Origin of the sequence: Bacillus cereus group sp. MYBK222-1, assembly GCF_051916425.1 — a bacterium.
Classification (GTDB): Bacteria; Bacillota; Bacilli; order Bacillales; family Bacillaceae_G; genus Bacillus_A; species Bacillus_A paranthracis.
Map to the genome: position 1 here is coordinate 1809392 of NZ_JBQAGP010000001.1, position 21696 is coordinate 1831087.

Genomic DNA, 21696 nt, shown 5'->3' on the forward strand with positions numbered 1-21696 from the left:
ATTACATATTCATACCTATAATTATTTTCATAAAATATAAAAGAGTCTCATTAAAAAATGAGACTCTTTTATAAATAAACTTACGGTTGTTGTAAAAGCAAACTATTTTTTCTATACTCAAGTGCCAAATCATGTACCCTTTCCATATTTTTAAAGTAGAATACATCTTCTTCATTAAGTCCCACTAATGTGTATGCAATTTTCAGTGAGTATGGTGCAATTTTTCTATTTAATTTACTCCCTACATATACCCCAGCTACTACACCTATCACTGTACCGATACCAGGTATTGCTATTGTACCTAGTGATGATCCCACAACACCTAAAATTGTATTGATGCCAAACCTTGAAAACAGAATTAAAGCTTTCACTGCTCCTAGACGTGCTTTGTCAGTAGCTTGTACTTGTTTAAAATCTCTATTCACCGAGGCTAAATCGAAGAGTAGTCTTATCCCTAAAACTATTTCTGTTGAATATGGTGCTAATGCAAAAACTTCATCTGGTAAATCAATTCCTAAGTTTTCCCTCAATGTTTCCAATCCATCTTGTACATCTTGTGTAAATTCATAACTTGAGATATCGATTGGAATAAATTGTTCCTGTAATTCCGGTTTTGCAGCAAGAATTTTTTCTCGTATTTCTGAACTAGTAGCATAATAAACATCTGGATTAGATTGCATAATATTAGACAAATGGTTTGCTTGCGCAGTATCCATCATTTTCACCTGAATTAACATTTCTTCCCCGTTTTCTTGGCTAATACCTTTTATATCCCATATAGGTTGGTTGGCACTCTCTGCGATAGTAAAATCATAGTCCGGATATCTTTCTGATAAATTATTTTGGACATAATATTCAAATTGCTTTCCTTTAACCCCATTTACAAAACCAGTAATAGAACTTTCTCCCTTTTCATAAACTTCTACATACTTTTCATAAAGGGATACACCACTATTAGAAAGTTGTGGATACTGGGAAGCATATGCAGCAAACAACTCATCTGGAACATTTCTTGTTTCAAGTATTTGATAACCTATTATTGATGAATATATGCCTGCTTGTAGCACAACATCCCTATCTTTTAGTGTTTCTAAATGAGAAAACATCTCTTCTTTTGATAAATCACTTGATGTGGATGCTGATTTCGGTATCTTTTTTAATGACTCCAACATTTGATAAGATTTCATACGTACACCTCATAGAGTAATTGCAATCATAGATAGTATTATTGCAATTAAAACACCTATATTGACAGCTACATTCCCTTTATTATTCCCTGTAACTCCTAAACTTTTATTCACTTTTTCCAGAACTTTTTTTACTTCTCTAATCTCTTCCTCTTGATTCATCAACATACTTTTCATTTCACTAATATGTATATCTTGTTCTTCTATTTTAGCAGTTAATTTACTTATTTGTTCCATCCGTTTAGATGATTCGTTTTTTAACTTCTCATGTAAACTATCAATTTCCTCATTATTTTCATCTATGTTTTCTTGTAACAAAGACATAGATATTAAATTTTTATCAAATTGAGCTGCCAAGTCTGTAATCATTTCATGGTTTTTTACAACTCTCGGTATTAATTCTTTATTTATTTGATCTTGCTCTTCCCAAAATTTTAATTTCTCGGCTATTTTAATTTCTTTAGATACTTCACTCAACAAACGTTCGCTCCTTCTAATATATATCAATTCTAATATATAAGTAATTATAATAAAAGAATATCCTCATCACAACTACATTACCCAAAAAATGTTAAACTTAGGAATCTATTTGAATGAAAAAACTATTTTAGATGTGCTAAAACAAAAATGCTCTCCAAAAAAATTTTGAGAGAGCATTTTTATCTTTATACTTAAGGGTTAATACCTTTACACAAAATAACGATTTGTTCCCATTTTATTTTCAAATCGTTTTTGAAGTTTGTTTACCTAAAATAAACACTTTAGTAAACACCATCATGATAACGACTATAGCTAGAAAATAAAGTGGCATCACTATTAATGAGCCTGTATGAAGCTCGCTCATTCCCAAAATTATCATTGTTACTACTATATAGTACCCTAGGCTAAACAATGCGCCCGCTGTACCAATGACATCTTGAAAATCTACTAATGCTAAACTTAAACAGTTAGGTAACGCCACCCCAATTCCTAATAGCAATATAAACATCGCTACTAAAAATACAACCATATATATTGCATTCGGATTTGGTCCAACAAACGTAATAACAGATAAAAGGATAGCTCCTCCTGTCATTACGAGACAACCGATATATATAATTTTCTCTGGTTTATACGTGGCAAGCAATCGTTTTGAAACTTTCGCTCCAATAATAGAAGCAGAAGCAACAACAATCCCTAAAAATCCATACATACTAGGCGATAATTGAAAGTATTCAATAAAGATAAACGGTGCTTCTGCATAATAGCTAAATAAAACACCATTTGCTCCTCCAATTAATAGCCCATACGTTACTACTTTCGGATTTGTAATTAACTTCTTTAAGACTGCAAACACATTTATTTTATTCGTTACCGAGTCCGTTTTTGTTTCTGGAAGAGAAACAAACGTATACAGAAAAATACCGATACTCATAACTACTAAACTTAAAAATACGATTTTAAATCCAAACATTTGATCAAGAAAGCCACCAATTAACGGTCCTATCGCTGGTGTAAAAGCAATAACTGCCGAAATTTGAGCAAACATAACGTGGCGCTTATGCCCCTCTACACTTTCACGTAGAATCGTTTGTGTCACAACTGATCCTGCACTTGCTCCAAACGCTTGAATAAAACGACTTACCAATAAAACTTCAATGGAATTTGTAATAAAGCATAAGAAACTCCCAACGCCATATACGACAATTCCAAGTAACATTGCTGGGCGACGGCCAATTATATCTGATAACCATCCAATAAAAAATACACCTAAAGCAAATCCAGCAAAATACACACTAAGCGTTAACTGTACCTCATTATTACTTACATGTAACGCCTTTGAAATGTCCGGTAAAGACGGTGTGTAGATCGTTTCACTAATTTGCGGAAATGCGACAAGAATAATCATTAACAAAAGTGATGGTACTGAGACTTTTTTCATTTTTCATACCCTCCTATAACTTTGAAAATCTCAGAAATAAAAAGACTTTCCTTAGCTACGGAACAGGAGGGGCCATGATAGAAATTCGCTCATAAAACAACAAAGAAAACACCTCAATTACGTATGTTAATACTTATAGGAGGGTAATATTAACATTGATTTTTTAAATACACTTTTTCAATTATATTACATATTGCGTTTCTTTTTCTATTATTCGGCCTTGGCAGATTTATTAAAGAGATACCTTGAATCAACAACCTTTTTATGGAATAATTAGAAATAGTTTGAATCGATAGATTTAATTATTAAACGATAGACTAGCATATTTCTAATTTCGCCAAGCTTACAAACAGGAGGACTTTCGTAATGATTGAAATTTTAAGGACACTATTAAACTTCCTAATTTCTCTATTCTCAGGAGAATTACCAATTGTATATTATGTATGGATTATTAGCCTATTCCTAATTCAAATAACCCAATCTACTCTGAACTATAAGCTTTTTAACAAGAAAGATAATTTCAGCACTTATATATTGGAAGGATTACTCGCTTTTATTATTTTATTGTTTGGAGGCATGTTAGTATCTAAGTTACTTGCTTACATAATAGACGACCCTACTATTAGTATGACGAATGTAACACATTATTTTGTTTCTCTTATCATATTAACTATATTTGTCTTAATAACCTGCGTTAAAGACTTTATAGAGACATCTATAAAGAATAAAAATATATCTCTTTTTAGCTTTTTAGTAATTTCCTTACTAACAAGTATACTTTCATTCAAGTTTTTATCACCTTTAATTGAAGGTTCTTTTTCTCTTTCTAAATCTTTTATAACTACTTTAATCATTCTTGTAACTATATCAATCCCTCTATTAATTTCCTTAGAGGATAAGTATGCAGATGAAAAAAAAACGGAAAATGTATAACTTCTTATTTACATAAAAGAAAGAGGGAGCTCCCCTCTTTCTTTTAAATCATCCCTTTTAATATCAATCCTAAAACTGACATTATTATCGTACTAATAATAATACGCAAAATCCAAGTTGTGTTTGTACTTATTTTTTCTAATTGCTTATTAATTGTTGCTATGTCTTTCTCATTAATAGTAGTACGCGTTTCTAAAGCACGAATGTCTCTCATAATTTCTTTTTGGTCGGCCTTGAGACTGTCAATTTTAGCATAAACATCTTCCATATATTCACACCCTCTGTTCATCTTAATAGAAAAATCTATATATATTATGAGACAACCCTCTTACCGGTGAATACATTCCATATATGTGCGCACCAAATTATTTGCACAATCTAATTATGTTTCCATTCTTCTATATTAAAATTAGCGTTAGGATAAATTAAATATAGAAAAGGAATCCCTTGTTTATGTAACAGCAAACAAGGTGCTCTCCAGCATACGAGAGCACCTAAGATAATTTCTATTGTTTTCATCACCATTTTCATGTTTACTAACTCAATATAGTCAGTATGATTTTATGAAGAGTCTACTTTGTTAGCTGCTTAATGTATACTAATAGTAATACGAAATAGTTCCATTGATAAACTCTCTAGAACAATAAATATACTGGCGGAAACAGACCTATACCCAATATTTTTTCCAGTAACATGAATGGTTATTTCTGATAGATGTGTTTGTATATCATTGTTTTCAAAAATTCCATCCTCAACCTTTACAATATCTGCTTCACAATCTACTTCTTTAAAAGTTTTCAGTAATTTTGTTTTTAATAAACTACAGTCAAAGTTTTCATCTTTTATTACAGCAAATTTAACCTTCATATCGATTTCCCCATTTTTAGCAAACTAAAATAATTAAATCTATATAAATATATATTATTCTATTAAACAATTCAAAATATATGTTTCTTATAAACCATTACTAAATTCCAGTTCTAAGGCTTTATATAAAAAAGAAAACAAAAAAAGTGAAATTCTAATCATTAAGAGGGGTATCTATCCCCCACTAATTGTTTAGTTGAACTAACCAGACATTTACAAGATTAAAAAATTACTCTTTCAATCGCTAAACTAATTAATATATAATCCCCCTGTTTTCAGTGGCTCAAATTTTTTCATTTTTAATTCATGAATTCTGAGAACTTTTTGCTTTAATATTAATTAGTCGCTTCTTAAATTCTGTAATATTGGAAATAACTATATAGTGAAACAAATTAACTATTAGGAGTGCTATTGATGTTTGATATACTTCGTCTCTTAATTTTTTTTCTCATTGCTATCTTTTTATTTTTCTCCATAATAATGGAATTTAAAAAACCTCAAAAAAGTGTATTTTGGTTTTCGATTGAAGTCTTATCTCTTCTAGGAATTGTAATGCTTTTTAAAGATTTTTTATCAAAAATATAACTTAACCCACGAATAATCACATGTTTCAAATACGATATCTTTATCTGTTGAACGACCTTATCTCTCGTTAAAAAATCTTGTTTTCACCCTATTTCTTAACAAGGGCTCTAGCCTTAAGTTGTCTTTTCTTTATAAAAAATAGCCTGCCTATTTCTGTAGGCGGGCTATATCTTTATTACACCATACAAAAAGTATACTCTCTTCTCCACTTGAACTTTATGTAATAATACAGATTCCAAATAATGATAAAAGCAACAAACTTTCTTATAACATCCTCATTCTAGTAAGAAAGTAGCTAAAGCTGTCCTATCTTTAGAAAGGGATGATGCTAATATTGTTAATAGCACAAAAAAGCACCGTCACAAGTGACGGCGCTTTTTCTATGTAAGAGCTACTAGAAGGTTCCCTTCTAGTCTACTCCCATTTATAAGTCCAAAATTGTTCAAGTTGCAACCATTTTAATGTTGCTGCATCTTTGTTTTTAATTTTCGCGTGTGTTTCTTCAAGCATCGCTTCTGTTTGCGAACGGTGCGCACCTAGTGCAGCTAATTTATGCTCAAATACTTCACTAATATTATTTACAACATCTGGCTCACCGAGTACAGCTTCGCGATTTTTCGTAATCGCAACCGCATGAATAACTGGACGTTCTTCTTTTGACATACGTGATACAGCTCGAACTACAGCGCGGCCAAATGCATCATGATCTGGATGTACGCCGTGCTCTGGATAAAATGTAATAATTCGAGATGGATTTACTTCTTGAATAATCGCTTCAATTTTGTCTGCAACGAAATCAACATCTTCAAATTCTAACGTTTTATCATGGAAACCAAGCATTCTTAAATCTTTGATTCCCATCGCTTCACATGCATCTTTTAATTCTTTTTCACGGATATTCGGAATCGTTTCACGGTTAGCAAATACGTTCTTACCCATGTTACGTCCCATTTGTCCTAGCGTACCGCACGCATACGTTACAGGTACTCCTTGATCTGTTAATAAGCGAATTGTTCCTCCCGCCGCAAATGCTTCATCATCTGGATGCGGAAATACAACAAGTACATGTCTCTCCATAAGTTTCCCTCCTTCTTACTTAAATGGCGTTAAGCTTAACTCAAGTGCAACTGCTAAGCGGCCTTGGTTATCGTGCCCTGCAAGTAATAAACGCTCTTTATCGTCTACTTCCCAGTGCGTAATACCTTCTGCATATACCCAGCCATGATCCATCTTTAGACCAACTCGGTATGGGTTTGTTCCAGTAATCTTTCCGCGCTCAAAGCGAATCATTGCATTTCGAATGAATGCTCCAACTGTCATCATCTTTTCATTAAAGTGTGACGCGTACGCTCCATTCGTCGTTTCTAAATGAATATATACATCTTTATTTACAAAACGTTCAATTTCATTTTGAATAAGAGAACTATCTTTTACTATTTCCATCGGAATTCACCTCTTTAAACCATTTTACGCAAAAATAATGTAAATTGCTATCTCTATATTAGAGGACAACTCTCACTTTTCCTAATAATTTGCACTGTGTTTCTTCATTTTTTTATATCATATTTGGCACTCCCACGGCTAAAGCCGCAAGCTGACTAACGTCAATGGGATTCTTGCTACCAAAGGCGACGTCTATTTCTAGTATCGCTGACGTGCAAGATTGCGGTGTGCCATCACCACTCCGTATCCAGTGCATCTAGCAGATACGGCACTCGTTCTATTACCAAACGAGTCAGATTGTGAGTTCTCAAATGTGTTTTAGCGTCTTGTACTTGACGACTCAATACATTTTACGGAGTAGAAGAATTTGTTACTCCAACCTCATATGTATTCTGTTTTCAGAGAACAAGATTGTTTTAGAGACTTTTACTTGTCTGTTATGAAAATTATACCATTTCAAATACTTGATGTACAGAACATACTTTCGGTATTTTATCTGTACATCGCATTTGACCTCACTATCATCCACCCCTAAAGGGGGTACTATCGCACCGTAGTGGGCTTTCCTATTCGGAAAATCTGTAAAATCATCATTTTTTCCTTCACTTTGTTAAATAGTTTTCTTTCTTTTTTGAATTTGCTACAATATAAATTATGCAGAAGGATGCATGTTTACAATTGAATACATACTTTAAAGAAGGTGACATGATTGGAACAATCAGCACATGGAGTAGCAAATTGGCAATATTATTTTGCAATTGCCGTATTTTTAGTCACGTACGGATTTATTATTTCTGAGAAATTGAATCGTGCTGTAATTGCACTATTCGGTGCTGCTATTATGATTATTTTTGGAATTGTAGATTTACATACCGCTTTCACATCACATATTCAATGGGAAACAATCACCCTTTTAATTGGGATGATGATTCTCGTACATATTACGAGTCAATCAGGCGTCTTTGAATTTGTGGCCATTAAAGCAGCGAAGGCAGCTGGCGGAAAACCAATCCGCATTTTATTATTGCTATCCCTATTAACTGCTGTCGGATCTGCATTTTTGGACAATGTAACGACCGTCTTATTAATCGTACCTGTTACACTATCTATTACACGTATTTTAAAAGTAAATCCTGTTCCTTATTTGATTTCAGAAGTATTATTTTCAAATATAGGCGGAACAGCAACATTAATCGGTGACCCACCTAATATTATGATTGGATCAGCAAATAAGCATTTAGACTTTAATGCCTTTTTACTTAACTTAGCTCCTATCGTAATTATTATTTCTATCGTGACACTTGGCATTATTTACTTTATGTATCGCAATAAACTAAAAACAACAACTGAGCAAATCGAAAAACTTATGGTATTAAACGAAAAAGATTATATTAAAGATCAAAGCCTCCTTTTAAAATCGATCACGATTTTGGGACTAACTATTTTAGGGTTTATCCTTCATTCTGTTATTCATGTAGACGCTGCGGTTGTCGCGATGACAGGCGCTACACTTCTTATGCTAATTGGAGTAAAAGAACACGATATTGAAGATGTATTTGCCCACGTTGAATGGGTAACTATTTTCTTCTTCGCTGGACTATTTGTTCTCGTTGGCGGGTTAATTGATATCGGACTTATTTCTTCACTCGCAAAAGAAGTACTCGACGTAACGAATGGTGATATCGGTTTTGCCGCTATACTTATTTTATGGGTATCAGGGATCGCATCTGCGACAATTGACAATATCCCATTTGTCGCAACGATGATCCCACTTATTCAAGATTTAGCTACAGGGCTCGGACTATCTGTCGATTCTCCGCAAATCGAAGTACTATGGTGGGCATTATCACTTGGAGCTTGCTTAGGAGGAAACGGAACGTTAATCGGAGCATCAGCAAACGTAGTCGTTGCTGGTATCGCTAAACGTGAAGGACATGCTTTCTCTTATATGGACTTCTTAAAAATTGGTTTGCCGTTAACAATCATTGCATTACTATTATCACATGCTTATATATATTTACGTTATTTAATGTAAAAGTTGTATTGCATGAAATTATATCGACGATTTTTAAAATATATCAACGATTTTCTAAGTATATCGACGATTCGACAGAGAATATCGACTTACCGACAAATAACGACAACGAAAAAAGGTATGCAGCGCTAAACTGCATACCTTTTTTCGTTCACCAAAATATACCGATAATTGCTAATCCACCTAAAATCATACCACCAATTTGTCCAACGATTGCTGGTGATAGTTGAACACCTTTTCTCACTTCAACAACTGGTCTTTCGTGCCTTAGTTGCTGCACTTCGCTTTGCAATTGATGTACACTTCCGTGCAATTCTTTAATTAACTCCTTTAATTCAGCGACCTCTTCATTTACTGGTTTTGCTTTTTCTAAATTCATCTCACATAGCTCCTTATCAATGCAATCAGTACACTGTAAAAATTCGCCAATTATTATTATATCTCCTGCATACTACATATATAATTTCGAATATACTTTCTAACCTTGTAGCTCTATCCATTCATCCCGCAATATCCCCATAATCATACGGTCAAAACACTTCCCATCTCTTTGAACTGCTTCTCTCATAGCTGTTAATTTAATCGTTTTATGTTGATAAAATTCATCGTCATTTCAAACTCCCCCTTTTTTAATAACGGGGATACTTATTTTAGCCTATTTATCCCCTTCTTCCATAAACTGCTTTGTAAACGGGATACTTACAATAAGCGCTGACATTGGCACATCTCCTCTACGTTAAATTAAATTCATTGTATAATTTTTCATTTATTCTAACAATAAAAAAAGACCCTCTAAATTTAGAGGATCTTCCTAACGACGAATTGATATTATTTCGTAAACATTTTCTCCGCTTCATCCATTGCCATTTTGTTTCCTAAAGCAGAATAGTCAAGCCACGGTTGGTCATTGATAATGTATACGTGCTTGCCTTTAACTGCTTTTAAGTCTTTCCAGATTGGTGTTTCTTGAAGTTGTTTAAATGCAGCTTTTGCTTTATCGTCTCTGTTTACAACAACGAAAATAGCATCTGCATCAAAGTCAGGTAATACTTCTTGTGAAATGACTTCGAAAGGACGGTTTCCATCGATTTTCTCTACACCATTTGCAGGTTGTAATCCTAAGTCTTGGAATAAAATTGGTCCCATCGGTCTTTTCGTACTAAATACACGTAATTCTTTTGCAGTAACGCGAATTGCCATTACTTTTTCGTTATTACCTAGCTCTTTATCTATTAAACCTTTTACTCGTTTTGATTGCTCTTCGTAATCTTGAATATATTGATCCGCTTCTTTCTCACGGTTTACAAGTTTACCAACTTGTTTTAAATGGTCTCTCCACGTACCTTCATCTAAATTGAAAGTATGTGTTTTTGCAATTTTTTCGTATTTCGCTACATCTTTACCCGCGTATTTTTCATCCACATAAATGTCAGTAGGCTTTAATTGAAGTAATGCTTCCATATTCGGATCAGTTACAACACCAAGTTTTTTCGTATCTTTCAGTTGTTCTTTTGCATGTGGTAAGAAATCTTTTAAATCTCCACCAATTACAGAACCTACTGGTGTAATCCCTAATGCAAGTAAATCATTTGTTAAATGAATAGACATTGAAGCAATTTTTGGGTCATTACTTTTTTCCGTTTTTTTCGTTGCCTCTTCATTAGCTTTCGTTTGACCACATGCTGCTAATACTAAAATACACATGATGCTAAATAAAATAGTAAGTTTCTTTTTCATATGTTCTCCTCTTTGAAGTATTTATTTTGTTTTTGTAAGTAAATAAAGAAAATAAGGTGCTCCTAATGCGGCCACTACTACACCAGCTGGAATAGAGTTTGGCTCAAATATAGAACGACCTATCGTATCTGCTAGCACTAAAATAATCATTCCGATAATGCCAGCTAAAGGAAGGAAATGTTGATATGTAGTACCTACTAACTTCCTTGCGATATGCGGAGCAACTAAACCGATAAAACCAATCCCTCCTGCCATCGATACACTTGCGCAAGATAATCCAACCGCTGTAGCTAAAAGTAGTAACCGTTCTTTTTGAACAGAAACACCAAGTCCTGCTGCTACACTATCACCTAGTGACAATGCATTTAACGTTTTAGATTTTAGCCATGCATACGGGGTTAGTATGAAAATCCAAGGTAATAATGCTAGGACATGAATCCAATCCCTCCCCCACACGTTACCAACTAGCCATCTAGAAGCGAATGTATATGTCTCATCATTTAACTTGAGAGAGAAAAATAACGAAATTGCACTAAATCCAGCTGAAACCGCAATACCAACGAGAATAAGTCTAATGGGAAGTAAGCCTTTTGACCGATCACTCGCAAGTAAAATAATAAGAAATGCAGCTAATACTCCTCCGCCAAATGTAAATAACGGTATTAATATCGATGCATTCTCATTAATAGAGTGAAAGAAAGTAACGAATATAATTAGCCCGAAAGATGCACCTGAATGCAATCCAAGAATACCAGGATCGGCCAACGCATTCCTTGATAACCCTTGCAAAATCGCACCGGAAATCCCAAGGCCAATACCAGCTAACATTGTGATTATAATTCTTGGCATACGATAATCGTATAGCACGGTTGCACTCTCAAAATCACCATGACCGAAAAGCGTTTGAATTACTTTGAGCGGTGCAATGCTAAGTGTCCCCGTATTTAAGCTAAGCAAAATGACAGCGATACCAATACAACCAAATATTGTAGTTACAATAACGGCTCTCGTTTTATCTGTGTTTAAAATCTTCTTCACTTACAACTCCCTCCCAACTTTACGTGCTATATAGAGGAAGAACGGAACTCCAACAAGAGCCACCATAATTCCTATTGCAAGTTCTTTAGGAGGATTTACTGTTCTTGCCCCTAAGTCAGCTACAACTAATAACATGGCTCCTAAAAATGCTGACATAGGAATAATGAGTCGATAATTAACACCAACTAATTTTCTAGCAATATGCGGGATAACTAGTCCTACAAATCCAATAGAGCCAACAGCTGAAACAGATACACCTGCAAGAATGACTACTATAATCATCCCTAGTATTCTCGTTCGGTTCGTTTTTACTCCTAAATTCGTAGCGACATCATCACCCATTGATATGAGTGAAATAGACCGCCCTAAAATTGTCGCAAAAACAATGGTTATGAGAATAATAGGAACCAAAAATTTCAAGTGTTCCCACTTAACCCCTGCAACACCACCAGCGTACCAAAAAGCTAAATCTTGACTTAAGTCATAATAAATCGCGACACCTGAACTTAACGAATGTAAAAGCGCAGCCATAACTGCCCCAGCGATCGTTAATCTCATCGGTGTTAATCCGCCTGATGTTGCTGATCCGATAATAAAAATGAGCACTGTACTTAAGACCGCTCCAATAAAGGAGACAATCATTAAATAGGAATACGGCATATGCGGGAAAAAGGCAAAACTAAGTGCTACTACAAACATCGCACCTGCATTTATACCCAGCACACCTGCATCCGCTAAAGGATTTCGTGTTACTCCTTGCATAACAGCTCCAGCCACTGCAAAAGCCGCTCCTACAACTGCTGCACCAATTACCCTTGGGAGTCTTAATTCATAAATAATTTGGTGCTGTGTTAATTTCGGATTATAATCAAAAACCGCTGTCCATACGGTTTGTAAATGGATATCCTTTGCACCAAATGCAACAGCTAAAAATATAGAGCCGATTAAAAATAAAATTGTTAAGCTCATGAAACATATGAACTTAATATGTAGCCAGCGATTATTGCCAGCATATACAGCAGGCTTATGTAACATGTTTCATTTCATCCTTTATATTCAGTTGTTTTTTATAATTATTTTTTATTTGTAATTATTATTGATAATAATTATCATTTTCATTTAGATATTATATCGCCACTTTTTTTAAATAGCAAACTATTTTTTCACTTCGCTAAATATTAAAATACTTATTACAATTCCCTTCCAAAACTTACAAATACACGCAAAATAGACCTACTAGCTTATTTTTAAAAGTGTAGTATACTTAATCATTATTTTGAGTTTTCAAATAAAAATATCTAAGGTGATGCAATGTTATATATAAAACAACTACTCTATTTTACCTATGAACAAGCATTATCCTGCTTATTCCCAGTCGTTATTTTCTTAACACTAGCCCTTTCAAAAATCGTTTCGATCCCAGGGTTATACCGCTACGATTTCATACTCATCGTATGCCTTCTTATGCAGTGGGTTATGTACAAGACTGGCCTTGAGACGAAAGACGAATTAAAAGTAATTACTGTCTTCCACCTCATCGGCCTTTTACTAGAAATATATAAAGTTCATTTCGGTTCATGGAGTTATCCGGAAGAGGCATATTCAAAGGTTTTTGGAGTTCCACTTTACAGCGGCTTTATGTATGCAAGTGTTGCAAGTTACATATGCCAAGCGTGGAGAAGACTACATTTACAAATGTATCATTGGCCGAAAGCTATTTTTGTAATACCTCTAGGAGCAATGATTTACTTCAATTTTTTCACACATCATTTTCTATACGATTTTAGATGGTTCTTAACGTTACTTCTATTCATCGTTTTCTTTCGAACATTTGTGGAATTTTCATTACGAGGCGTTACATATAAAATGCCGCTCGTTCTCGCCTTTTTTCTTATCGGATTCTTTATTTGGATTGCAGAAAACATCGCAACATTTTTCGGTGCATGGCAATATCCAAACCAACGGGAAGCTTGGAATCTCGTTCACTTAAGTAAAATCAGCTCATGGTTTTTACTCGTTGTCATTAGCATTATGATTGTTACACAACTCAAACATTTGAAGCAGTTGAAAAGATAATACTGATTATATAAAATAGTTAGCCCATCACTCATTAGGGGGTGATGGGCTTTTTTTAGTAATATTTTTTAAACCATCCTTATCAAAGGAGTTATAATTTACAACAGCATAAACAGTTACACATTATGAACTACTACTAGCTGAAGATGTTGCTACAGATGAAGCGGCAAACGTTGCCATTATAGCTGCCTGTTGTGCTTGGATGAGGACTTCTATCATTGTTTGTAAACCTGTGTTGGTAGCTTTACTTTCCTCACCTTTCTGACTTACGAACAGTTGAATAGCAATAAGAATATTCGTATCTGTATGCCAACGGAATAATTTCTCTCCCTGCAATTTTTCAATCAACGCTTTAATAGAATGAATCTCTTTTTCTCCATCCTCAAGTAACGCTAATAGCCCGATTGCTGGGTAATGCATCTGTTTCACTTTTACCTTTTCTTGCTTTAACAAATTCCATATGTTTGTGCATGTTGCAACTAATATTTCTTCCCTGACATCCTTCTTTAGTGAAAGAATATGGCTTAGAAATTGGAGGTCATTCCCTTTGCGCAAGCCAGCTTTTGCTAGTTTCTGATAAACACGCTCCACTCGGTCCATAAGTGTTTCTACATGCTCTGATTGTCCTGCTAATAAAACGGAGAGCGGATAATCATTTGTACCTGTTAGGAAAAGATGATCCTCTTTCATACGTTTATATACTTGCATTGAACGCTGAATGTGCGTGCCATGATGCTCATTATCTTCTGTTAAAAGCACAGCTGCTGCAAGATAAGTAAATATACTGCGGCTAAAGCCACCAGCGACCAATTGTTCATATAAATCTAAAAATTCTCGAAAAGCTTTCTTATAATCTGTAAAGTGAATATCTAATGTCGCGGCCACTACAAAGCGATGATAAGACTTTAAGTATGAAAACATCCCTACCTCATTCTTAATATAACTACTAATTTCTAAAAAACGTCCGAGATCAAGCAATTTATCACTACTTGCATACATAGCAGCAATCATCATTCCTGTTCGAGAATCACTCGTTTTCCATTTTAGTTCTCCCTTTAACTGTGCATATGTATGTGTATATTGCTCCAGCTTTTGTTCTAATGTAATCATAGTATTCACCCCTATTTCTAGTTCCTCTCTATTATTATACGCATATTCCATATTTAGGAATACTATAATTAATAATCCATCATAAAAATAATAATTTCTTTATCCTTATATATTATTTTTTAGCCCTTCTTCATCAGCATCACGATGATAATCCCTAATCCTTCAAGAAGTTATACAAAAAAGGTAGATAATAATTTATCTACCTTTTTTGTATATATTATTTAACATTACACCTGTATTGCTCGTTATATGCAATTAAGACTAAAGAGCTTTAATAATACGTTCCATCGCCTTCATTTGCCCAATATGATCAGCTTCATGATAAAGCATCATACCGTAAAGTTCCCCTACTGTTTCCAATCCTAGGAATGGCTCTGGCAGTTTATTTTCAAATGCTTCTGCTGGAATTTCTTTAATGCGTTTTGCTTGTTCTTTTAATTGAACCGTTAACACTTCTAACGATGGTCCTGCTGTTGTCCATTTAGATGGTCTTGATCCATATCCAAACATACCTGGATATTCCGTTGGTAATTGTTTGAATTCTTTTCCAAACATGAAAACTTCTGCTGCCGTTAACACATGACCGATATGCCAGCGAATTGTATTGTTAAAACCCTTTGGCTGCGTATCTGCAGTTTTATCATCTAGCGTCTCCATAAATGTAAGTAACGCACCGCGCGTTATTTCAAATTGTTTTAAGCCAACTAGTCTATTCATTTTATCGTTCCCCTTCTTCATGTACCATTTATTATGAACTAAGAATGTTCAACTTATTAAAGTTTTACCTTGTTTAATCTATCAGAAACAAATAAGAAATACATCTAATATGCTTATTAAAAATAATAAAAAGGTTCACTCCTCGTAAATATAGAATTACTTACTATGTAAATAAAGGAGGAGTGTACTTGCATGTTACACATTTTAAAACAACAATATAATCTTATTAGCTCTACAAGAGAAACTCTATTTTCGTTTTTGGAAGAAATTCCACTAGAAAAATTACATAGCACAATTCCGAATTTCGGGAGCGGTAGCATTATAAAGACACATATTCATGTAGCCGATTGCTACCGATACTGGCTTGGATCATTCGCATTTAAACAAAAGCGAGCAGACTTTTCATTTGCTAGCGATTACGAAATTGAGCATGCAGATGTGGAAAAAGTTCGTACTAGATTTAAGTTAGTAGATGAGACCGTACAACGCTTTTTAGATGAATACAATGACCGATGGCTCGACAATATAGCAAATGAAGTAAAATGGCAAAAAGAACCTTGGAGTACAACGCCGCTATGGCTTTTAACTCATACGGAGACGCATGAGTTTCACCATAAAGGACAAATTGTATCTATGGCTAGACACCTTGGATATGTTCCTCCTGATACAGACCTGATTAGTTGATATCAAAAAGCTTAGGATGAATACAAATCGAGCATGTTTTGAAAACCAATCAAAACATGCTCTTAAAATATTCTACCTTACAATCTCCATATCCTCATCAATACCAAATAGTCTCGGCATAATTATAAGCATCACTATTTGGTATAGCATGTTTCCCTTGTGCTTGTGCCTTTCTTGGATCTAAATCATATACCATTGGTGTATAGCATGATGTTTGCCCTTTATTTACAACACCATTTCCTCCAGCACTTCCGCAAGTATATGCCTTTCCATCTGTTTTTCTAACAATTCTTGCATCAGCTTCGTTATTATAAACTGCCAGGCGAGTTATAGTAACTTTTGCCCATGCTGTTTTACACGTCGTGCTAAATTTTAATTCCACATAAGAATTTGAATTAATCCACTTCTTCTCTTTCGTTACTGCTGATTGATCACAGCTATTATAATAAGGACTTTTCCCATCATATGAGTGGTCTTCTGCGTATGCTTTATCGCTATTAGTCGTACTAAACATATTAGTTACAACGAGTAAAGATAACAATAAACATGCACTCACCTTTTTTAATAGCTTCATATAATTTCACTCCTTTATTAATAACGTGCTGTTTTCCCGTAACCGTTATTAAACGTAACTGCTTCAGCATCTGCTGTGTATCCGAAATCAGCAGTTAAATCAAATACCATTCCTGTATAAGTACTCGTTTGACCAGTTTTAATTGTGCCATTTCCTTGATTGGAAGTGACTGATTTTTGAAACACACCATTTTTGTATTTATTCACAACAGCGTACGCATACACTCCTCCTGAAACAGCTGGTGCTGGTTGATCTAAAACAAACTTAGCCCAAGCTGCATGACATTTATTACTGTAACGTAAATACACTGTCCCTACTTTTTTACTACCTTCGTATACCGCTGTAGACTTTGCATTAAATCCATCTGCATCACACGTTGTACTTCCCCCGTATACTTTCGTTGTTGCTGGATTTTTCCCGTCATAATAACTACTCAGATCGGTAGCTGCAAATGTACTTCCTTGAAAACTAAATAATACCCCTACACTCGCTACACTTAACACACATACTTTCATTAACTTTTTAAACATTGTAAATCTCCTCCCTCAAAATAAGTACGTATATCTATCCCCTATGTACGCCCCTCCTTTCATGCTGCCTAGAGGCATCTTACAGAAACGAATAAAAGTTGTAAATTCCCTTACGATTATTGGAATATACGAAGAAATTTACTTACCCTTGTAAGAAAAAAAGTTGAGAAATACACATTTGAAAACATCCTTTATTTAAAACATAAAGAACCGATACTCGTTTCATGCAAGCATCGATTCTCAATACAAAATTACCATTTCTTCTTTTATAGAAAATAAATATTTCTCCACTTAATCCGTTGTAAAAAACTCCCTCGTCACATCAATAAATTGCTGCAGTGGCACTGTCATCCATTTGTCTTTATGCCAAGCAATTTGTGTGAAAATTGGATTGATAGTATTTTCTAGATGTAACTCTTTTATCGTCCCCTCTCGTATATCTTTTTCTACTACTATCGCCGGTAAAACGGCTATACCTAAATCTGCAATAACACATTGTTTTATTGCCTCTACACTAACAAACTCAATCTTATTTGCTGGATACACATCTTGGATGCGAAATAACTCTTCAAATAAAGTCCGATATGAGCACCCTAGTTCTGTTAATAAAAGTGTTTCCGTCCCTAAATCTTTTATGGAAACAGAAGTTTGCTGGAGTAAATGATGCCCTGGAGCAGCTACTACTTTTAATTCTTCTTTCATAAGCGGCTCAACATGTAAAGCATCTTCTGTTTTACATTCATCCAAAATAAATGCAAGATCGACTTTTCCATCCATCAATTGTTCCTTCGCATCTTTATTGGAATGTGCGGGTTTAAATATAAGTTTTATTTGAGGAAATTGTGCTTTAAATCTCTTTAATATAGAAGGAAGTCTATATGTACATTGGCTTTCTTGCGCACCAATCGTTAACGTACCAGCTATTTCTTCATCATCTTTCACAGCCGTCTTCGCTTCGTTACTAAGTGCGATTATCTTGTCCGCGTATAGTTGAAACTTTCTTCCTGCTTCGGTTAAGAAAAGACGTTTCCCTAATCTTTCAAATAACGGCGTACCTAGCTCAGTTTCTAACGTTTTAATTTGCGCCGTTACGCTTGATTGAGCAAAGTTTAATTTCTTCGCAGTTTGGGTAAAGTTCAAAGTGTCCGCGGCGATTTTAAAGGTAATTAATTGTTTTATCTCCATTTATCATCCCTCTTTTCAATCGGAATTCCCGATTGATTTCATCGAAATAATCCTCTTTGTCTATTGATATTTGTATTGTATGATAAAGAGCATCGACAAACAATATAATGGAGGTATTCCATATGAAAGCACTTTGTTTCGAACAGTTTGGAAGTCCAGATGTACTACAATATAAAGAAATACATGATCCAATCATAAATCCAAATGAAATTCTTCTCCGTACAAAAGCAATTGGATTAAACTTCGCTGATATTTACAGACGCCGCGGTGATTATCATCTTGCTGGCAATCCACCTTATATATTAGGTTATGAAGGGGCTGGTATTGTTGAAGAGGTAGGAGCTAACGTTACAAATATCAATCCTGGAGACCGTATTGCATTTACTGATGTTCCATTTGCAAATGCAGAATTAGTTGCCGTTCCATCAGAAAAAGCAATCCCGCTTCCAGATTCAATTTCTTTTGAAACAGCCGCTTCTGTCTTATTGCAAGGCTTAACAGCACATTATTTAACGAAAGATAGCTATCAAATAAAACAAAGTGATATAGCTTTAGTGCACGCTGCAGCTGGCGGTGTTGGGCAACTTCTTATTCAAATGATTAAACTGCTAGGCGGAAAAGTAATCGGCCTAACTTCATCAAACGAAAAAGGAAAAGTAGCCACATTAGCTGGTGCCGATCACATATTTTTATATACGGAATCATGGGCTACGAAAGTACTTGAAATAACAAATGGTACCGGGGTAAATGTTGTATATGAATCAGTAGGCTCTACACTTGAGGAAAGTTTTAACGCTACTAAAGTTGGTGGTACTGTTGTATTTTTCGGAATGGCTGGCGGTAATCCTGCTCCCGTTGATCCGCGTATGCTTATGGATACTTCAAAAACTTTAACTGGCGGAGACCTTTGGAACGTGCTTACTACTTTTGAAGAACGAAAAAAACGCTCTACTCAATTATTTGATTGGATCGCTACTGGAAAATTAAACATTGCAAGTCCTACTACATTCTCTTTACAAGACGGTGCCCGTGCTCATAAATTATTAGAGAGCAGAAAAAGTACAGGGAAGATTTTATTGATTCCATAATTCACAAAATGAAAAGGAATCTAGGTTAAGTTTTATGAAAACCTATAGTAAAAAAAGTTGATAAATGAAAGGACATAACTAATACGTTATGTCCTTTCTTCTTCAAATCGCTCGGATAATTTTCGATCTCTTTTCTCAATTAAAAGCATATGTTTTTTATTTGTATATCGCTAGGAAATTATCATTTTATTTATGAATAAGGCTACGTACCGATTTAAACTAAAAACTAGCTTTCGATCCTATAACAACAGTAGCATCTAATTCCTCATCTCGAGCTACTTTCGTGGTAAGCCCAGCACCAGCAAAGATTTCAAAGGTCTGATTTGCCTGCATTTCGCTCGTCTCTATTAAAAGATGACCTCCAGGTGCTAGCCAGAGAAATGCTTCTTTCGCTACTCTTCGCTGAATGTCAAGTCCATCCGCTCCCCCATCAAGCGCCACCTTTGGTTCATGTAGGCGAGCTTCCTGTGGGAGCAGTTTTATTGCATCAGTAGGAACATAAGGTGCGTTTGCAAGTATGGTCTTCACGTTGCCTTTAAGTGAATGAGGCAACGATTTATACAAATCACCTTCAAAAACATGGCCACCGAAACTCATTACATTGCGGCTTGCACATCGTACCGCAATAGGGTCAATATCAACACAATATAATTCAACTCTTCCTAAAGCTGCCGCTAGAGCTGCACCGACAGCACCTGAACCACAACAGAGATCAACGACAATATCACCAAAACATGACAGCGCTTCGGCTTGGTGAACAAGAAATTCGGTTCGTTGACGAGGCACAAAAACACCCCGCTCCACTTCTATCCGCATCCCACAAAATTTTGCGTATCCAACAACATATTCAAGTGGTAAACCATCGGCTCGCATTTCCACCATTCTCTTGAGGTCCTCTGGAGTTTGGGCTACTGAAATAAGTAACCTGGTCTCTTCTTCTGCGAAAACACACCCCGCGCTCTGAAGCCTGTTAATTATACATTTTTCTGTTTTATTGTCCAAAAAGGAATTACATTCTTTTCCTATTTACCTCACCACTTTTCTTATTTATAACCCTGTATTCGCTAAAAATTGGATGTATCCTTTTTAACAAAGTGGTCCTATTCAAAAAAATACGCCCTTATTCAATTAAATGACTCAATTGTTGAACAAAGAAACATTCTACACATTAAAAACAAAATCATAATATAAAGATACAATATTTCAAATGATGCACTAAAAAATAAAAAGGAAGCTAGATTTTACTAACTCCCTTTTCTTATATCTATTTGAGATAGGATTATATTTCCACACTTTCTTTCCCTTTTGCAACATAGCTCATATCTCCAACTGACTCGACTGTATATGTTCCATCTTGATATAAAATCTTCGTCACACTAGCATTTTCCACTCCAAGTTTTGTTTTACTACTGTCTAGCATTTCTATTAAGGTAGTAATCAACAGCCCATGAACAACAACTAAAACGTTACCGCCGCCATCTTTAGCTACTTCTTCACTAATATTATCTATCTCTGCTTTTATACGAGTAGAAAATAATTCCCAATCTTCCGCCTGTTTCGTAGGATCTGCTGCTCTAATAAGATCAATAACTTCTTGAATAGAAAACTTCATAAGTTCTTCTGGTGATGCAACGCCTGCAGCTTTTCCAACCGCATCCCACATATTATCAAGTTTTTCACCTTCAAAAATACCAAAATTTAATTCTCGTAATTTTTTTCTTTGCTCAAGTTTCAATTTTGATTGCTCACTATATTTTAATACTAAATTAGCAGTTTCAATCGCGCGGCCGCTATCACTACTATACGCACTTGTAAAATGAATATCTTTTAATCCCGTTCCTAAATTAGAGGCAACTTCCACACCTTTTTCTACTAACGGAGAGTCTGCCCAACCTTGCGCGCGATGGTTCGTATTTAATATTGTTTTACCATGTCTTGTAACATATAACGTAACTACGTTGCTATCTGTTTCTCGATTCTTCATTC

General features: G+C 34.9%; 23 protein-coding genes and 1 pseudogene. 5 read left to right on the top strand and 19 right to left on the bottom strand.

The window, feature by feature from the left end:
* Positions 1-80: 80 nt before the first annotated feature.
* The 3 genes from ACTFR9_RS09370 to ACTFR9_RS09380 all read right to left on the bottom strand — a co-directional run bounded on the left by ACTFR9_RS09370 (position 81) and on the right by ACTFR9_RS09380 (position 3108).
* On the bottom strand, positions 81-1187 hold the full coding sequence (locus ACTFR9_RS09370) for a DUF456 domain-containing protein (protein ID WP_229136670.1): 1107 nt from the start codon (positions 1185-1187) through the stop codon (positions 81-83).
* A gap of 9 nt (positions 1188-1196) precedes the next feature.
* Positions 1197-1664: a hypothetical protein gene (locus ACTFR9_RS09375; RefSeq protein WP_000005770.1), complete on the bottom strand. Its 468-nt coding sequence runs from the start codon at positions 1662-1664 to the stop codon at positions 1197-1199.
* Between the two features lie 244 nt (positions 1665-1908).
* Positions 1909-3108 (bottom strand): multidrug effflux MFS transporter, encoded by a 1200-nt coding sequence (locus ACTFR9_RS09380; RefSeq protein ID WP_076856363.1) that lies wholly within the window; start codon positions 3106-3108, stop codon positions 1909-1911.
* Positions 3109-3474: 366 nt separating this feature from the next.
* Here ACTFR9_RS09380 and ACTFR9_RS09385 point away from each other — a divergent pair, with 366 nt between their 5' ends.
* Positions 3475-4041, top strand: coding sequence for a DUF5823 family protein (locus ACTFR9_RS09385; protein WP_229136669.1), 567 nt, complete (start codon positions 3475-3477; stop codon positions 4039-4041).
* 43 nt (positions 4042-4084) lie between these two features.
* Here the strand turns inward: ACTFR9_RS09385 and ACTFR9_RS09390 are convergent, their stop codons facing one another.
* The 4 genes from ACTFR9_RS09390 to ACTFR9_RS09405 all read right to left on the bottom strand — a co-directional run bounded on the left by ACTFR9_RS09390 (position 4085) and on the right by ACTFR9_RS09405 (position 6936).
* Positions 4085-4309, bottom strand: a complete 225-nt coding sequence (locus ACTFR9_RS09390; protein WP_000390460.1) for a hemolysin XhlA family protein — start codon at positions 4307-4309, stop codon at positions 4085-4087.
* Between the two features lie 320 nt (positions 4310-4629).
* Positions 4630-4908, bottom strand: a complete 279-nt coding sequence (locus ACTFR9_RS09395; protein WP_000865011.1) for a hypothetical protein — start codon at positions 4906-4908, stop codon at positions 4630-4632.
* A 999-nt stretch (positions 4909-5907) separates the two neighbouring features.
* Positions 5908-6570, bottom strand: coding sequence for a bacillithiol biosynthesis deacetylase BshB2 (gene bshB2, locus ACTFR9_RS09400; protein WP_000439461.1), 663 nt, complete (start codon positions 6568-6570; stop codon positions 5908-5910).
* Positions 6571-6585: 15 nt separating this feature from the next.
* The gene (locus ACTFR9_RS09405) at positions 6586-6936 is read right to left on the bottom strand and encodes a YojF family protein (RefSeq protein ID WP_000407043.1); all 351 of its coding nucleotides are present in this window, start codon (positions 6934-6936) and stop codon (positions 6586-6588) included.
* Positions 6937-7645: 709 nt separating this feature from the next.
* Here ACTFR9_RS09405 and ACTFR9_RS09410 point away from each other — a divergent pair.
* A complete protein-coding gene (locus tag ACTFR9_RS09410; protein ID WP_074532841.1) occupies positions 7646-8971 on the top strand; it encodes an ArsB/NhaD family transporter in 1326 nt (441 codons plus the stop codon).
* A 151-nt stretch (positions 8972-9122) separates the two neighbouring features.
* On the opposite strand, the gene ACTFR9_RS09415 is transcribed toward ACTFR9_RS09410, so the two are convergent.
* The 5 genes and pseudogenes from ACTFR9_RS09415 to ACTFR9_RS09435 all read right to left on the bottom strand — a co-directional run bounded on the left by ACTFR9_RS09415 (position 9123) and on the right by ACTFR9_RS09435 (position 12781).
* A complete protein-coding gene (locus tag ACTFR9_RS09415) occupies positions 9123-9350 on the bottom strand; it encodes a hypothetical protein (RefSeq protein WP_001047302.1) in 228 nt (75 codons plus the stop codon).
* Positions 9351-9449: 99 nt separating this feature from the next.
* Positions 9450-9539, bottom strand: a pseudogene (locus ACTFR9_RS09420) (GNAT family N-acetyltransferase); the annotation flags it as partial.
* A 260-nt stretch (positions 9540-9799) separates the two neighbouring features.
* A complete protein-coding gene (locus tag ACTFR9_RS09425; RefSeq protein ID WP_229136668.1) occupies positions 9800-10708 on the bottom strand; it encodes an iron-hydroxamate ABC transporter substrate-binding protein in 909 nt (302 codons plus the stop codon).
* A 21-nt stretch (positions 10709-10729) separates the two neighbouring features.
* On the bottom strand, positions 10730-11746 hold the full coding sequence (locus tag ACTFR9_RS09430) for a FecCD family ABC transporter permease (protein WP_229136667.1): 1017 nt from the start codon (positions 11744-11746) through the stop codon (positions 10730-10732).
* Positions 11747-12781 carry a FecCD family ABC transporter permease gene (locus tag ACTFR9_RS09435; RefSeq protein ID WP_000902672.1) on the bottom strand — a complete coding sequence of 345 codons (1035 nt, stop codon included), beginning with the start codon at positions 12779-12781 and terminating at the stop codon, positions 11747-11749.
* A gap of 276 nt (positions 12782-13057) precedes the next feature.
* Between ACTFR9_RS09435 and ACTFR9_RS09440 the strand changes: the two genes are divergently transcribed.
* Positions 13058-13822 carry a DUF817 domain-containing protein gene (locus tag ACTFR9_RS09440; RefSeq protein WP_000965757.1) on the top strand — a complete coding sequence of 255 codons (765 nt, stop codon included), beginning with the start codon at positions 13058-13060 and terminating at the stop codon, positions 13820-13822.
* Positions 13823-13945: 123 nt separating this feature from the next.
* Here ACTFR9_RS09440 and ACTFR9_RS09445 read toward each other — a convergent pair whose 3' ends face one another.
* Both ACTFR9_RS09445 and ACTFR9_RS09450 read right to left on the bottom strand, forming a co-directional pair.
* Positions 13946-14983, bottom strand: coding sequence for a DUF4003 domain-containing protein (locus ACTFR9_RS09445; RefSeq protein WP_229136666.1), 1038 nt, complete (start codon positions 14981-14983; stop codon positions 13946-13948).
* Positions 14984-15193: 210 nt separating this feature from the next.
* Positions 15194-15670: a DinB family protein gene (locus ACTFR9_RS09450; protein ID WP_001997933.1), complete on the bottom strand. Its 477-nt coding sequence runs from the start codon at positions 15668-15670 to the stop codon at positions 15194-15196.
* Positions 15671-15841: 171 nt separating this feature from the next.
* Here ACTFR9_RS09450 and ACTFR9_RS09455 point away from each other — a divergent pair, with 171 nt between their 5' ends.
* Positions 15842-16333 carry a DinB family protein gene (locus tag ACTFR9_RS09455; protein ID WP_076856366.1) on the top strand — a complete coding sequence of 164 codons (492 nt, stop codon included), beginning with the start codon at positions 15842-15844 and terminating at the stop codon, positions 16331-16333.
* A 97-nt stretch (positions 16334-16430) separates the two neighbouring features.
* Here ACTFR9_RS09455 and ACTFR9_RS09460 read toward each other — a convergent pair whose 3' ends face one another.
* The 3 genes from ACTFR9_RS09460 to ACTFR9_RS09470 form a co-directional block, all read right to left on the bottom strand.
* A complete protein-coding gene (locus tag ACTFR9_RS09460) occupies positions 16431-16907 on the bottom strand; it encodes a DUF2690 domain-containing protein (protein WP_076856367.1) in 477 nt (158 codons plus the stop codon).
* Positions 16908-16924: 17 nt separating this feature from the next.
* Positions 16925-17437 (bottom strand): YjfA family protein, encoded by a 513-nt coding sequence (locus ACTFR9_RS09465; protein ID WP_000473749.1) that lies wholly within the window; start codon positions 17435-17437, stop codon positions 16925-16927.
* A 291-nt stretch (positions 17438-17728) separates the two neighbouring features.
* Entirely contained in the window at positions 17729-18622 is an 894-nt protein-coding gene (locus ACTFR9_RS09470; protein ID WP_071741747.1) for a LysR family transcriptional regulator, read from the bottom strand.
* A gap of 122 nt (positions 18623-18744) precedes the next feature.
* Between ACTFR9_RS09470 and ACTFR9_RS09475 the strand changes: the two genes are divergently transcribed.
* Entirely contained in the window at positions 18745-19710 is a 966-nt protein-coding gene (locus ACTFR9_RS09475; protein WP_076856369.1) for a quinone oxidoreductase family protein, read from the top strand.
* A 219-nt stretch (positions 19711-19929) separates the two neighbouring features.
* Here the strand turns inward: ACTFR9_RS09475 and ACTFR9_RS09480 are convergent, their stop codons facing one another.
* A complete protein-coding gene (locus ACTFR9_RS09480) occupies positions 19930-20712 on the bottom strand; it encodes a putative protein N(5)-glutamine methyltransferase (protein WP_076856370.1) in 783 nt (260 codons plus the stop codon).
* Positions 20713-20989: 277 nt separating this feature from the next.
* A complete protein-coding gene (locus tag ACTFR9_RS09485; RefSeq protein WP_000797124.1) occupies positions 20990-21694 on the bottom strand; it encodes a histidine phosphatase family protein in 705 nt (234 codons plus the stop codon).
* Positions 21695-21696 lie beyond the last annotated feature (2 nt).